15 protein-coding genes are annotated in these 12648 nt (G+C 63.7%); 6 read left to right on the top strand and 9 right to left on the bottom strand.

Annotated elements, in window-relative coordinates; genetic code table 11:
* Positions 1-144 precede the first annotated feature (144 nt).
* Entirely contained in the window at positions 145-366 is a 222-nt protein-coding gene (locus ACVJGD_RS11680) for a hypothetical protein (RefSeq protein WP_130229773.1), read from the top strand.
* 8 nt (positions 367-374) lie between these two features.
* Positions 375-779 carry a hypothetical protein gene (locus ACVJGD_RS11675; protein WP_456634483.1) on the top strand — a complete coding sequence of 135 codons (405 nt, stop codon included), beginning with the start codon at positions 375-377 and terminating at the stop codon, positions 777-779.
* Positions 780-807: 28 nt separating this feature from the next.
* Here ACVJGD_RS11675 and ACVJGD_RS11670 read toward each other — a convergent pair whose 3' ends face one another.
* The 3 genes from ACVJGD_RS11670 to ACVJGD_RS11660 all read right to left on the bottom strand — a co-directional run bounded on the left by ACVJGD_RS11670 (position 808) and on the right by ACVJGD_RS11660 (position 4987).
* A complete protein-coding gene (locus ACVJGD_RS11670; RefSeq protein WP_456634482.1) occupies positions 808-1365 on the bottom strand; it encodes an N-acetyltransferase family protein in 558 nt (185 codons plus the stop codon).
* Positions 1366-1371: 6 nt separating this feature from the next.
* Positions 1372-3729 (bottom strand): Orn/Lys/Arg family decarboxylase, encoded by a 2358-nt coding sequence (locus tag ACVJGD_RS11665; RefSeq protein ID WP_456634481.1) that lies wholly within the window; start codon positions 3727-3729, stop codon positions 1372-1374.
* A gap of 106 nt (positions 3730-3835) precedes the next feature.
* Positions 3836-4987 (bottom strand): DJ-1/PfpI family protein, encoded by a 1152-nt coding sequence (locus ACVJGD_RS11660; protein ID WP_456634480.1) that lies wholly within the window; start codon positions 4985-4987, stop codon positions 3836-3838.
* Between the two features lie 270 nt (positions 4988-5257).
* Between ACVJGD_RS11660 and ACVJGD_RS11655 the strand changes: the two genes are divergently transcribed.
* Positions 5258-5647: a COG4315 family predicted lipoprotein gene (locus ACVJGD_RS11655; RefSeq protein ID WP_456634479.1), complete on the top strand. Its 390-nt coding sequence runs from the start codon at positions 5258-5260 to the stop codon at positions 5645-5647.
* Positions 5648-5704: 57 nt separating this feature from the next.
* On the opposite strand, the gene ACVJGD_RS11650 is transcribed toward ACVJGD_RS11655, so the two are convergent.
* The 5 genes from ACVJGD_RS11650 to ACVJGD_RS11630 form a co-directional block, all read right to left on the bottom strand.
* Positions 5705-6148: a cupin domain-containing protein gene (locus ACVJGD_RS11650; RefSeq protein ID WP_456634478.1), complete on the bottom strand. Its 444-nt coding sequence runs from the start codon at positions 6146-6148 to the stop codon at positions 5705-5707.
* A 63-nt stretch (positions 6149-6211) separates the two neighbouring features.
* Entirely contained in the window at positions 6212-6766 is a 555-nt protein-coding gene (locus tag ACVJGD_RS11645) for a PAS domain-containing protein (RefSeq protein WP_456634477.1), read from the bottom strand.
* Positions 6767-7120: 354 nt separating this feature from the next.
* Positions 7121-7420 carry a hypothetical protein gene (locus ACVJGD_RS11640; RefSeq protein ID WP_456634476.1) on the bottom strand — a complete coding sequence of 100 codons (300 nt, stop codon included), beginning with the start codon at positions 7418-7420 and terminating at the stop codon, positions 7121-7123.
* A gap of 109 nt (positions 7421-7529) precedes the next feature.
* Entirely contained in the window at positions 7530-7676 is a 147-nt protein-coding gene (locus ACVJGD_RS11635; protein ID WP_456634475.1) for a hypothetical protein, read from the bottom strand.
* Between the two features lie 206 nt (positions 7677-7882).
* Positions 7883-8146 (bottom strand): hypothetical protein, encoded by a 264-nt coding sequence (locus ACVJGD_RS11630; protein WP_456634474.1) that lies wholly within the window; start codon positions 8144-8146, stop codon positions 7883-7885.
* Between the two features lie 402 nt (positions 8147-8548).
* Here ACVJGD_RS11630 and ACVJGD_RS11625 point away from each other — a divergent pair, with 402 nt between their 5' ends.
* Positions 8549-9346: a rhomboid family intramembrane serine protease gene (locus tag ACVJGD_RS11625; protein WP_456634473.1), complete on the top strand. Its 798-nt coding sequence runs from the start codon at positions 8549-8551 to the stop codon at positions 9344-9346.
* Between the two features lie 199 nt (positions 9347-9545).
* The gene (locus ACVJGD_RS11620; protein ID WP_456634472.1) at positions 9546-9974 is read left to right on the top strand and encodes a CBS domain-containing protein; all 429 of its coding nucleotides are present in this window, start codon (positions 9546-9548) and stop codon (positions 9972-9974) included.
* A gap of 3 nt (positions 9975-9977) precedes the next feature.
* On the opposite strand, the gene ACVJGD_RS11615 is transcribed toward ACVJGD_RS11620, so the two are convergent.
* A complete protein-coding gene (locus ACVJGD_RS11615) occupies positions 9978-11030 on the bottom strand; it encodes a patatin-like phospholipase family protein (RefSeq protein WP_456634471.1) in 1053 nt (350 codons plus the stop codon).
* Between the two features lie 216 nt (positions 11031-11246).
* Between ACVJGD_RS11615 and ACVJGD_RS11610 the strand changes: the two genes are divergently transcribed.
* Positions 11247-12308, top strand: a complete 1062-nt coding sequence (locus tag ACVJGD_RS11610; RefSeq protein ID WP_456634470.1) for a hypothetical protein — start codon at positions 11247-11249, stop codon at positions 12306-12308.
* The last annotated feature ends 340 nt before the right edge of the window (positions 12309-12648 follow it).

The raw sequence follows: 12648 nt of genomic DNA, 5'->3' as shown, positions 1-12648 counted from the left end.
CCGGTTCGGCGGTGGCTAAAATTGAGGCTATCATGCCAACGTGCAAAATCGAAAGACCTCGCACGACTTTGCACTGGCGCAGCCGGAACTTTCGCCCTAATCTCTCATTAGCTTTGCAGTTTCATCCAGCAAGGGAGTGCGGGGATGGCGACGCAAATCGTGATGGATCACACTGGCGACAGCCGGCACAACTTCAATCCCGCCGACGAGAAGGCTCTGCGCGAGGCGCAATTGCGCTTCGACGCACTGATGAAGAGCGGGTACACCGCTGCGGTGCGGGACGTGTCGGGGCAGCCGACCGTGGTCCGTTCCTTCGATCCGAAGGCCGAAGAGACGCTGTTCTATCCGCGACTTGTCGGCGGCTAAGCCGGTCCATGTCCGGCAGGCTGTCGCGGGCGTTCGCCGAGGCCGCGCGGCTGGCGCGTGCGGCGTGGCGGCGGTTCGTCGAATATTGCGTACTGGATGACAGCCAGTCACGCGGTCTGGCGCTGCTGAAGGAGTGGCTGACGCCGGAGCAGCTTGCGCAATATGAGGCGAGCGGCCATTTCGACGTGATCGGCTGCCACAGCGGCAGGCGCTACCGGATTCGTCACGGCACCGGCATGAATATCTACGAGCTGGACGAGCTCGGCCGGCTGCATGCCGGCTGGTGTTTCGTGCCCAGGGACACGCTGGTGGCCGGCGACGTCATGCTGGCGCAGAAGATCGCGCTCGAGGCCAACGAGCGCGCGGCGCTTGCGGTCGCGCGAAGCTTCCCGGTGCGCTGGCGGCCGACATAGCGACTCGGCCGAGTTGGCCGAGGGTTGCTCACCTCCGCGATAATGGCGCGGGGGGCGGTGCCTCGGTGGTGCCGGGGCCGAGCGAGCGTTGCACCATCACGGTATCGGCCCAGCGGCCGAACCGGTAGGCGACGCCGGGCAGGAGCCCGACGCGGGCAAAGCCGAAACGCTCATGCAGCGCGAGCGAGGGTGCGTTGTCGCTGTCGATATAGCCGATCATCTGGCGAAACCCGGCCGCAGCGCAGGCGTCGATCAGTTCGCCGAGCAACAGGCGCCCGATGCCGCGGCCGACATGCTCGTGATGCACATAGATCGAATGCTTTACTGCATAGCGATAGGCCGGCCGCTTCCGGAACAGCACGACATAGGCATAGCCGACCACCTCGCCGGCACGGGTCGCGACCAAATGCGGCAGGCGATGGTTGCGGAAATTCTTGCGCCGGTCGCGAAAATCGTCCGGCTCCGGCACCCCGCTGTCCTCGACGCTGTCGTCGACGCCGCGCCGGATGTGGCGGCGGTAGATCGACAGCATGGCCTCGACATCGGCCTCGCGCGAGGCCCTGACGGTGATCCTCTCCTCGTTCATCGGCCGTCACTCGGAAATCACATAGGTGAACAGGCGCACGCGCCCCGTGGCGTCGATCTCCTTGTAGACGCCCTGGATCTCGACCTCGAAGCCGGGGAAGGCATTGAAGGATGCCTCGAACATCTTCAGGTAATCGATCATCGGCCTTGTCTGTTCCGACAGCCGCTCGCCCGGCACGATGGTGGCGATGCCGGGCGGGTAGACCACGAACGGGGTTGCAGCGATGCGGCCCGAAACCTCGTCGATCGGGAGATAATCGACGTCGTTGCGCACGAGGTAGCGTGATGCCTCGCGCGGCGACATCGCGATGTCGGGGAGGTGCTCAGGCAGGAACTGCTTGCGCTGCAGCGCGCTGACATTGGCCGCGCGGAAGAAGCGGTGCATGTCGCCGCAGAGGTCGCGCAGGCGCACGCCAGCATAACGGGCGGGCCGGCGGCGGAAGAATTCGGGGATGACGTCTTCGAGCAGCGCATTGTCGTCATGCAATTTCTTGAAGGCGACGAGCCCCGAGATCAGCGTCCCCGCCTTGCTCGCCTCCACGCCGGGCGTGAGCAGGAAGAGCAGGGAGTTGAGGTCATTTTTCTCGGCGACGATGCGGTTCTCCCGCAGATATTGCGCCACCACCGGGGCCGGGACGCCGTGCTCGGCATAGGCGCCGGTCGCATGGTCGAACCCGGGCGTGAGCAGCGTCAGCTTGTTCGGGTCGGTCATGGCAAAGCCCGCCGTCATCTCGGGGAAGCCATGCCAGTTGTCGCCGGGCTTGAGCTGCCAGAATGCCGGATTGGTCGCGAGCTGGTCGGTCGAGATGGTTTCCCAGGCGACATTGTGCGCCCCGCCTTCGCGCGCGACGTCCGGGATCATCACGCGGTCCGGCACGAACGGCTCGAAGAACCAGCGGCGCTCGGGACGGGCCTCGTTCTCCTCGAACTCGCGGCGGGTGGCGCGGATCTTCTTGCGCAATTCGATGCCGAGCCGGATCGTGTCGTCCCACAACACCTCGCCGGAGCGGCCCTTCATCATCTGCGCGCCGACGTCGAGCGAGGCGAACAGCGGATAGAACGGCGAGGTCGAGGCGTGCTGCATGAAGCTTTCATTGAAACGCCGATGTTCGACCCGGCGCTTCTGGCCCTTGATGTGGCGGTCGCGGACATGAATCTGCGAGGCCTGCGAGAAGCTCGCGAGCTGCTTGTGGGTCGATTGCGTGGCGATGATGCCGGGCGCCTCGGGGCCGAGGTCGGCAAGGCCCATCGCGAAGCGGCCGGCATAGATCGGATGGAACTTCATGAAGCCGGCCCAGGCCTCGTCAAACAGGATGTAGTCGCAGAGATGGCCGATGCGCCCCAGGATCATTTCCGCGCTGTGGATGGTGCCGTCATAGGTGCACTGCTCGACCACGGCGACGCGGAAGGGGCGGGGCCGCTTCCAGGCGTCCTTGTCCTTGACCAACGGATGGTTGCGGATGCGCTCCCGCAATGCGGCCTCATCCAGCGCGTCCCAGCGCATCGGCCCGATCAGGCCCCAGGCGTTGCGAACGGTCGGCATATAGACCGGGATGCCGCCGCCGAGCAGCAGCGCGCCATGGTGGGCGGCCTTGTGGTTGTTGCGGTCGAACAGCACGAGGTCGCCGTCGGTGACCAGCGAGCCGAGCGCAACCTTGTTGGACGTGGAGGTGCCGTTGAGCACGAAATAGGTCTTCTCCGCGCCGAAGATCTTCGCAGCTTCCTTCTGCGCCCACAGCGCCGGCCCCTCATGGGTCAGGAGATCGCCGAGATCGAGCACGGAATTGTCGAGGTCGTCGCGGAACACGGCTTCGCCGAGATGCTCGACGAACACGCGTCCGATCGGGCTGCGGCTGTAGAACACGCCGCCATTGTGGCCGGGACAGGTCCAGAGCTGATTGCCCTCTTCGGCATAATCGACCAGCGCGCCGAAGAACGGCGTCTTCAGCGTCTCCGCATATTGCTTCAGCCGGCTGATCAGGTTCTTGGCGATGAAGGGCGGCGTTTCCTCGGACAGGAACACATAGCCATCGATGAAGTCGAGCACCTCGACCGGCAGGTCCTCGAACCGCTTGCGGCGGATCAGGAGGATGATCGGGAAGTCGAGCCCGCGCCGCCGCATCAGGTTGATCAGCGACGCGGTCTTGCCTTCCAGGCCCTTCTTGCCCCAGTCGACCACCATGCAGCCGATCGCCGCATCCGTCTGCACGGCGATCTCGGCATCCTCGAGCTTGCGGGCGCGCACGACCTCGAAGCCGGAGCGCTGGATCTCGTCGATGATCTGGTTGAACCGGATGCCCTCGAGATCCTCCGGATCGAACACGGGCGCCGCGAACAGGAAGGTGAAGCGTCGGAAATAGTCCATCGGTGTCCTCGGAATGTACCGAGCGAGAAGTCGGCACATTTCGTGACAGGCAGATGACAGGTGGCGCCAGCGAGAGGAAATTATGCCTGGGCGGACCGAGGCAACTTCAATCCGGTGCGCCTTGCTTCGGATATTCGAGCTGCATGGCGACGAAGTCGGCCGTGCGCCCTCCATAGCGCGCCTCGATCCGCTGCAGGCTCTGGTCCAGCGCTTGCGCCGGCGGCAGCGACCCGACCGGTTGCAGCAATCGCTCGGCGGGCCACTGGTTCGCGACTTGATCGGGAAGGATGCGCAGGCCGTTGCGGCTCGGCTGCGCCTCCGCCGTTGCGGCAAAGGTCACCGCCCGCGAACGATAGGTCCGCGACCAGGCGTCGGCTGCAAGCGCGAGCGAGACTTCGTCGATGCCTGGCGTAAGCGCGATGCCGAGTTGCTCGCGGTTCCAGAAGGCCAGCGTGTTCTGGATCGCCGTCAGCGCGAACGGCCGCGTGAACTGGAACGCGCCGCTGTCGTGGCGGGCATTCCAATGGGGGAGGCCGATCTCGCGTGCAACGGCTTGCGCCCTGTCGCGACCTGCGATCGCCTCGATCAGCGTGAGCGACATCGGCATGGAAGCCGTGATCCCCGTTGTGGTCGCCACGCCCTGGTCGACCACGATCCTGCGATCCCTCACGTAATGGACCGCCGGATGCTTCTCGCGCAGATCTTTCACGGAGTACCAATGCGTGGTCGCCCGCTTGCCGTCGAGCAGCCCGGTGCTGGCGACCACCATGCTGCCGACACAGACGCCGACGACGATCGCGCCCTTTTGCGCCTGCTGCCTGATCCATTGCACGACGACTGGATCGTCGTCACGGCTCATGGCGGGGACGATGACATAGTCGGCACCGTCAGGATGTTGCGCATCGAACGCCGCGATGGTGGCGTGCGGCTCCACCTTCAGCACCGGAAACAGGGTCACCGGACCGGGTCCCGTCGCAAGCGTCACCACGTCGGCGACATCGGCGCGCTTGAGGATGCCATAGGGCATCAGATAGTCGGTGGTCTCGGTCTGCTCATTGATGCCGACGATCGCGATCAGCGGCCGCTGCCGCTTCGGCGGCTTCAATGCCGCCACCGTCGCATCAGCCTCTTGGTTCGCGATTGGTGGCGCATTGCCAAATGCCGGCGCCGAGGGCAGCGTCAGAAGCCAGCTACCACCGATGATCAGGAAAAGCGCGGCAGCGGCAAGACCGCCCCACGCGAGAAGTCGCCAGTTCATTGCTTACGTTGCTCGACGAAATCACGTCGTCCCTGCAGCACAAGCTACCCGTTTACCGCGCGCTCCGAAATGACGCAAATCCGGCAAAAACCGACACCGCGGACAACGAATGGATAGGGCGGACCAGCGAACTTTCGGCCGAACGCCACTTGCCGAATTATTCCCCCCTGTCAGGCAGACAGGGCGAAAAAATTCTCCGTGCTCTCCCGCGGAATAGAACGCGCCGCTGCATGTCCTACTCATGCAAGCCACTTCCTTACAGGAGCTATCATGAAGAACCCATCGATTGGTTTCGCACTCGCCACCGCCATCTCGCTGGCGGCGGTCTCCGCGGCGTTCGCGGCGCCGCCGACCAAGACCGGTGCCACCGCGAAAGGAACTGTGCTGACGGACGCGAAGGGCATGACCCTCTATACCTTTGACAAGGACTCCGATGGCAAGTCGGCGTGCAACGGCCCGTGCGCGACAAACTGGCCGGTCCTGAAGGCCGAAGCGAACGACAAGCCGGGCGAGGGCTACACCATCATCGCGCGCGACGATGGCTCCAAGCAGTGGGCTTACAAGGGCAAGCCGCTTTACACTTTCGCCAAGGACCAGAAGCCCGGCGACATCACCGGCGACGGCTTCCTCAACGGCGCCTGGCATCTCGCGCAACCCTGATGAGCAAGAAGGTGGCGTCGCGTCCACGATCGCCATCGTGGGCAAGCTATCGCGCCACTATCTCGTGTGCCCCCACGCCTCGTCCCAATCGGCACCGGCCGCGTCGACCACGCGGCCGTCCGCTTCGAAGAACTTGTTCGGTACCTGGAAAATCGCGAGCATCAAGCCACCTTCCGGGCACCAGGCGGCGTGGCGGCTGCCGGCTTCGCGCCAGATGAACTCGCCCGCCTGCGCGGCGATTCCCTGCGCCGGGCCTTCCTTGTCGACGAGCGAACCTTCGAGCACATAGGTCTGCTCGATATTGACGTGTTCGTGGTCGGGCAGCACTGCGCCCGGCGCAAAGCGCATCAAGGCCGTCATCAAGCCGGTCTTGCGGTCGAACAGCAGCGTCTTGGCCTCACAGCCGGGGAAACGGGTCCTTTGCCACTCCATTTCCTGCGGGCGCACGAGATGGGAATGCGTGTCGGCAGTCTGATGCGCCTGCGGCGTCGCGGCGTCCATGGCGTTCCTCCGGTTTCGTTGAACCGCAGGGATGATAACCGGATCGCGCGGCCGCGTCAGCGGTTACCGCAGACCCTCATAGACCATGCAGCCGCGCGCGATCGCGAGCTTTCGCAGTGCACGCGGCACGAATCTTTCCGGCGGGTGCAGATAGCGCCATGAGGTCAGCTTGAAATCGGAGAGCGTGGCCGCAACGCTCTCGAACGGCGTGAGCAGGCCGGTGAGGCTCACCGGCACGTGCGCGCGGTTGTTGAAGGGTAGCAGCAGCAGTTCAAGATGCTCCGGTGTGCCCGCCGGGCTCGCCGCCGTGACACCGGCGACCGCGGGCAGCATCTCCTCGGCGACAAAGGTGACGATGTCCTCGATCTGATGGCGGCTCTCGCCGGTGAACAGCGCCGCAAAGCTCTCGTCCTTGAGGTCGCGGCCGAGCAGGGCGCAGACCCGTGTGCCGGCGACACGAAAGGGAAAGCCGGCCTCATGCTCGTAGGACAGCACGAAAATGTCGCCGAGCCGCTCGCGAACGGCCTCGGGATCGAGGTCGCTGCGATCGGGCGCGCGCGCGTTGCCGCGCGTCTTGTCCCAATAAGCGAAGAATTCGCGGCTTCCCGGATGCTTCATTCAAGAACCTTGCTCCGCGCTTGCCGTGGCGGGACACATCTGTCCCGGTTTCGCGCAAACGCATTCATTCTCAGTAGTGCAGGGGAACTTTTGCAGCGTCCATGCCGCGGCCACGTTTTCGCAAGCTTTCCGGCAGCTTTGCGGTGTTAACGTTAAATTAACTATGAGCTTGGCGCCGCCCGCATGCCCCTCTACTGTTTGCTCATTCCCGTTCTTGCCGGCTGTTCTCCAGGGGCCGGCGGGTCCGTACACAGGTGGCGTCGAACAATCAGGTCATCGCGCGGGGAGGGGATGGGATGTTCTCCCGTTCCCCTTGGGCGCGACAAGACCGACAGCAGCAGAGGGCGGGCTTTCTCAGGGCCCGCCCTCAACGCTTTTGGGAATCGCTGTCTGGCGGCGCAGAGGATGGCCCTGAAGAGCACTGCGTCGGTGCCACAGCGGCTTGTTCGTCATGCGCCGCATGCCGGCCACGATGAGGTTGGTCAGAATGAGGACGCCCGCGATCAGGGCGGTGATATCCAAGAGCCTCATCGCCGCCGTGTCCAGCAGCCGCTGACGAACAGCATGAGACCAATGATCGCGGTGACGATGAATAACGGTGTGAGTAAGGTCATTGCCGCCTCCCGGTCGCACCCCAGCAAGCGGCACGTTCAAATCCGAGGCTGCGTAAGAAATCGAGCTGGCTCGAGGCTTCCTCGCATAGGCAAGTAATAAAGATCGCAGTAAACACGGTGACGCGCATCAAGCGCGGCGTTCGATGAATCTAGAACGGATAGCTCAAGGCCCATTCGAAGATCGGCACGGCCAATGACGTCAGGACAATAATAAGGCCGATCACAAGGATGAAGCCCGCCACGAAGCTGCCGATCGAGACTTTGTAGTCGCTCTCATCATCATGATCGAAGTTCATAGACACGGCATCCTGCGCCAACGCGGCGGGACCTAATCCGAGCAAACGTCGGGCGTAAAGCCGGCTACGGGAACGTGAATGAGCGAGTTACAACTACAACAGTTGGGTAACGGCGGTTGCGAACGCGATCGTGAGCAATTCCACAGACCCGGAATGTTGATCGGCGACCATGTGCCTCGCGAACTCCTGGTCGAATTTCGCGCCGGTTATCCGGCCTTGTCATCCGTAAGGTGCGTCAGCATGGCCTCGCAAGCTTTCTCGGCTTCAGCAAAGCTCTTGAACGGCGAACCGCCCACTCTGATCGCAGGCCTGTTCAGATCGATGGGACGCCATGAGGCAACAAAGCCGGGTTCACCGTGAAGGCCGGGACCGCTACGACTCTCACTGCTGATCACGAACGAGAAGCCGTGGCTGCTCGCGCTCCATACCTGGAAGTCTTCCGTCGGACCGATGATGCGGTTGAACTGCATGAGGCATCCGACAAAGCCTATGTTTCGAGAAGGATATCGCTTCGGCGAATCGGAAAAATGCAGCGCTGTTGACGTAACGACTCTTTTCCGCAAGCCGCGGGTGGACCGTTCACCAATCAGCTCGCATGGCTCGGCGATCGACGGAGGCAGCCCAGATTGAAGGTGATCTCGGTTTCCGTGGATCTCAGCCGTTTTCTGTTTTCCGAATCACGATTTGTTCCATGGATTTTGATTGAGGAGAGCGCGTCCGTTTTCCAAAATTCCGGCAATGTCAGTGTAAGGTGAAATTCTCAGAGCCCGCCCTTATTCTTGCTCTTTGCTGCTTGTGCACTTGCACAATGCGGCCAAAGCCGCCTATCTGGGCTGATCGCCCATCCGCGCCGCGCTAAGGTCATCAGTCCCTTGGAATCGCAGTTTGAACCTCCGCCAGATGCGCCGCCGGATCCTCCGCGCGAGCCGATCCTCACCCTGCCGTCGGCGCTGACGGCCTACATTGCGCTGATCGCGCTCATTCATTTGCGCGTGCTGCTGCCGCCGGAGTGGGAGAACTGGACCATCGACGTCTTCGGCTTCATTCCGAAGCGCTACGATTCCACGCTGCTCAACATCACCTTTCCCGGCGGCGAGGGGGCCAAGGTCTGGACCTTCGTCACCTATTCGCTGCTGCACGCCAACCTCACCCATATCGTTTTCAACGTGCTCTGGCTGTTGCCGTTCGGCAGCGCGCTGGCGCGGCGGTTCGGCGCGTTGCGCTTCTATCTGTTCATGGCGGTCACGGCGGCTGCCGGCGCGCTCGCGCATCTCTTGACCCATGAGCATGCCATCGCGCCGATGATCGGCGCATCCGCGTCCGTCTCCGGCACCATGGCGGCGGCGATCCGCTTTGCCTTCGTGAAGGGCAGCTTCCTTTCCTTCAGCCGCGGCGACGCGGAGGCGGCGGCCAAGGTGCCGGCACTGTCGCTGTCGCGCGCGCTGCGCGATGGTCGCGTGCTCGCCTTTCTCGCGATCTGGTTCGGCGTCAATCTCATCTTCGGCATCGGCTCGATCGCGATCGGCGCCGATGGCGCCAGCGTCGCCTGGCAGGCGCATATCGGCGGCTTTCTGGCCGGGCTCGTGCTGTTCTCGCTGTTCGATCCGGTGCCGCGGGAACGCCGTCATGCTGCAGATGCGTTGTCGCCTGACGGGTCGGACCGCGTCTGATCGCCGCTTGCGGCGCAGGGCGATTTCATCCATCATTGGTTGAAAGTTGTGACGCAAGCTGCCGCCTCTTGCGCTGCACGATGGCCGCGCTTGTTGCCCGCCGCGCCGTAAACGAAAACCGCGCGGAACTGTTGATTGAAGACTCGCGAACGATGTCACGCCTTCTGGTCGAGGCGCGGCAGTGATTCAGGAGGCGGCAATGACGGTACGTTCCATTCTTGATTCCAAGGGCCATCACATCACGAGCGTCCCGCCGGGCGCCACCTTGAGCGATGCGATCAAGACGCTCGGCGAGCGCAAGATCGGCGCTGTGCTGGTCATGGACGAGGGCCGCATCGAGGGCATCTTGTCGGAGCGCGACATCGTTCGCGTGCTCGGCGAGCGCGGCGCCCGCGTGCTCGATGAGCCCGTCAGCGAGGTGATGACGCGTAAGGTGGTCAGTTGCCGGCCGTCCGACACCGTCGCCGGCATCATGGAAATGATGACGCTCGGAAAATTCCGCCATCTGCCCGTGCTCGAGGACAGTCGCGTGGTCGGCCTGATCTCGATCGGCGACATCGTCAAGCGCCGGGTCCAGGAATACGAAGCCGAGCAGGAAGCGCTGCGCGACTACATCAAGACGGCCTGAAGCCTATTCCTTGGTCTCGTCGGGGACTGCGCCGGCAGCGGTGGTCGTCGCCGGCGGCACCAGGATGTCGATCGCCTCCTGGATCGACTCGATCGCACGCTCGGCGGCGCGCACGCCATGCACTATCAGCTCGTCCGCGCGATGGAAGTCGAACCAGCCGATCTTGCCGACGCGCGGCGAGATCAAGAGGTCCGGCGGATCGCCGGCGAGCCGCGCGCGGGTGATGCGGTCCTGCATGATGTTGAAGGCGTCCACCATGACGGTCGAGATGCCCGGCCGCGTGCTGCTGCCGAAGAACTCGCGCTTCATGGTGCGCTCGGCCGAGAAGAACTTGCCAAAGCGGCGCTTCGGCGGGACCGGATCCGGAACGACTTCGGGCACAACGGTGACCTCGGTCGGCTGGCCGTGCGAATAGATCGTCGTGGAATGGGTGAACACGTCGCTGGAAAGGTTGGCGGCGATCACGATCTCCGCGCCGAAAGCGCGCGCCGCCGACACCGGCACCGGATTGACCAGCGCGCCGTCGACCAGCCAGCGGTCGCCCACCAGGACAGGTGCGAAGATGCCGGGCAGCGCGTAGGAGGCGCGCATCGCATCGACGACGCGGCCATGGGTCAGCCAGATCTCATGGCCGGTGCGTACCTCGGTCGCGACGCTCGCAAACTTGACCGGCAGCTCCTCGATCTGGGTCTGGCCGATCGCGGCTTCGAGCTCGGCGGCAAGCTTGGTGCCGCCGATCAGGCCCGAGCCGTTCAGCCGGATATCGAGATAGCCGAGGATGTTGCGCGGCTGCAGGCTGCGCGCCCAGGCCTCCAGCGTATCGAGATGGCCGGCCGCGTAGGCGCCGCCGACCACGGCGCCGATCGACGTGCCCACCACGACGTTCGGAATGATGCCGTGGGCGATCAGCGTCTTGACGATTCCGATATGGGCAAAACCGCGCGCGGCGCCGCCACCCAGTGCCAGCCCGATCACGGGGCGGCGCTGGGCGCCAAGGCCTAGCTTGTCGGAGCCATCGGCGCTCTTCTGGCTCCGGCCCATCCAGCTATCCAACACTCTGACTTCTCCTGCCGGCGCGAGATTAGGCTCCGCGACGAGGCGCCGCCAGAATCGATCGCATGCATGGTTTATGCCTCAGCAGCATAGGGCCTAGGGAGCGATTGTGACTTGAGCGCGACAGTCAGGTGGCGAGGGTCTGGGGTTCCGTAACTGCAACGCGGTAAGGCTGTGGAGGCTTGAATTTGCCGCGTTTTCGTTGAAAAGCATCGTTCCATGATTGTTTGGGGCGATCGCATCGGACGATGCGGGCGGGGCTTGCTGCTCCTCCCGGCGATTCTGCTTGCCGTAGCCCTGGTTTTGACGGTTCCGACTGCCGTTTCGGCGCAATGGTTTGGGGAGCGGCCGCCCCCAGTACCGCCGGCTGCGGTTCCCGACGCCGGGCCTGCGATCAACCTGGCGCCGCCGTCCGGACCGGGGTCGACGCCGAACCTGCCGGCGCCATTGACCCAGCCGACGATCATGCAGCCCTCGATCGCCACCACCCCGCCGGCCCCGCCGCCGGGGGCCTCGACTGCAAATCAGGCGGTGCTGTCGCTGACCGCCCGCTATGGCAAGGATTTGCCGGTCATCAACAATGGCCTGGTATGGCGGGTGTTTGCCGACAAGCCGGACGACAACGGTACCTTCAAGCTGATCCGCGAGGACCGCGGCGCCACGCCCAACATCGTGTTGGCACCAGGCAATTACGTGGTCCACGTGGCGCTCGGCCTGGTCAGCGCGGTGCGCGCCGTGAGCCTGAAGTCGGAAACCGATCGCGAATCCTTCATCCTGCCGGCGGGCGGCCTGCGGATCGAAGGCCGGGTCGGCTCCAGCAAGATTCCGCCGAACCAGATTTCGTTTGCGATCTACAAGGGTAGCCAGTTCGACGGATCGGACCGCAATGCCCTGATCCCCAACGTCGCCGCCGGCGATGTGGCGCTGTTGCCTGAGGGGACCTACTACATCATCTCCAACTATGGCGACGCCAATTCGGTGGTGCGCTCCGACATCCGCGTCCAGGCCGGCAAGCTCACCGACGTCACCGTCAGCCATCGCGCGGCGGTCATCACGCTCAAGCTCGTCAGCGAAAAAGGCGGCGAGGCACTGGCGAACACGGCATGGTCGGTGATCACGCCGGGCGGCGACGTCATCAAGGAATCGATCGGTGCATTCCCGCGCGTCGTGCTCTCCGAAGGCGAATATCGCGCCATCGCCAAGAACGAGGGCAAGGTGTTCGAGCGGCCCTTCAACGTCGTCAACGGCGTCGACGGCGAGGTCGAAGTCGTCGCGCGTTAGAGCATGATCCGGAAAAGTGGAAGCCGGTTTTCCCTCGCGACAAACGCGAAGCGTTTGCGCGGAGATCATGCTCAAACAGAAGGACAAGATCATGATCCGGCTCCGGATCTTGATCTTACGCGTAAAATCTTCGACGACTGTCACAGTCTCTAACGCGCACTAACCAAGACCTGACTTAAAACTGTCATAATGGCGCCGACGCTCCGGCGCCTGCGCAATCTTTACATTGCTTTAAGCGAGCCTGATTTGGATGTGGGCGGGGACTGGAGCATGAAAAACGCGGAGCGTTTGCGCCGCGATCATGCTCGAATGTGAAGTGAGGTCGTGATCCGAGTTGGCC

This window comes from Bradyrhizobium sp. USDA 10063 (genome assembly GCF_054063735.1).
Note: the sequence above shows the minus strand (reverse complement) of the source record. Positions and strands in the feature narration are given on the sequence as shown.

Coding starts and splice junctions, on each gene's coding strand:
- ACVJGD_RS11680 (WP_130229773.1), top strand. CDS start 145: ATGGCGACGCAAATCGTGATGGATCACACTGGCGACAGCCGGCACAAC.
- ACVJGD_RS11675 (WP_456634483.1), top strand. CDS start 375: ATGTCCGGCAGGCTGTCGCGGGCGTTCGCCGAGGCCGCGCGGCTGGCG.
- ACVJGD_RS11670 (WP_456634482.1), bottom strand. CDS start 1,365: ATGAACGAGGAGAGGATCACCGTCAGGGCCTCGCGCGAGGCCGATGTC.
- ACVJGD_RS11665 (WP_456634481.1), bottom strand. CDS start 3,729: ATGGACTATTTCCGACGCTTCACCTTCCTGTTCGCGGCGCCCGTGTTC.
- ACVJGD_RS11660 (WP_456634480.1), bottom strand. CDS start 4,987: ATGAACTGGCGACTTCTCGCGTGGGGCGGTCTTGCCGCTGCCGCGCTT.
- ACVJGD_RS11655 (WP_456634479.1), top strand. CDS start 5,258: ATGAAGAACCCATCGATTGGTTTCGCACTCGCCACCGCCATCTCGCTG.
- ACVJGD_RS11650 (WP_456634478.1), bottom strand. CDS start 6,148: ATGGACGCCGCGACGCCGCAGGCGCATCAGACTGCCGACACGCATTCC.
- ACVJGD_RS11645 (WP_456634477.1), bottom strand. CDS start 6,766: ATGAAGCATCCGGGAAGCCGCGAATTCTTCGCTTATTGGGACAAGACG.
- ACVJGD_RS11635 (WP_456634475.1), bottom strand. CDS start 7,676: ATGAACTTCGATCATGATGATGAGAGCGACTACAAAGTCTCGATCGGC.
- ACVJGD_RS11630 (WP_456634474.1), bottom strand. CDS start 8,146: ATGCAGTTCAACCGCATCATCGGTCCGACGGAAGACTTCCAGGTATGG.
- ACVJGD_RS11620 (WP_456634472.1), top strand. CDS start 9,546: ATGACGGTACGTTCCATTCTTGATTCCAAGGGCCATCACATCACGAGC.
- ACVJGD_RS11610 (WP_456634470.1), top strand. CDS start 11,247: ATGATTGTTTGGGGCGATCGCATCGGACGATGCGGGCGGGGCTTGCTG.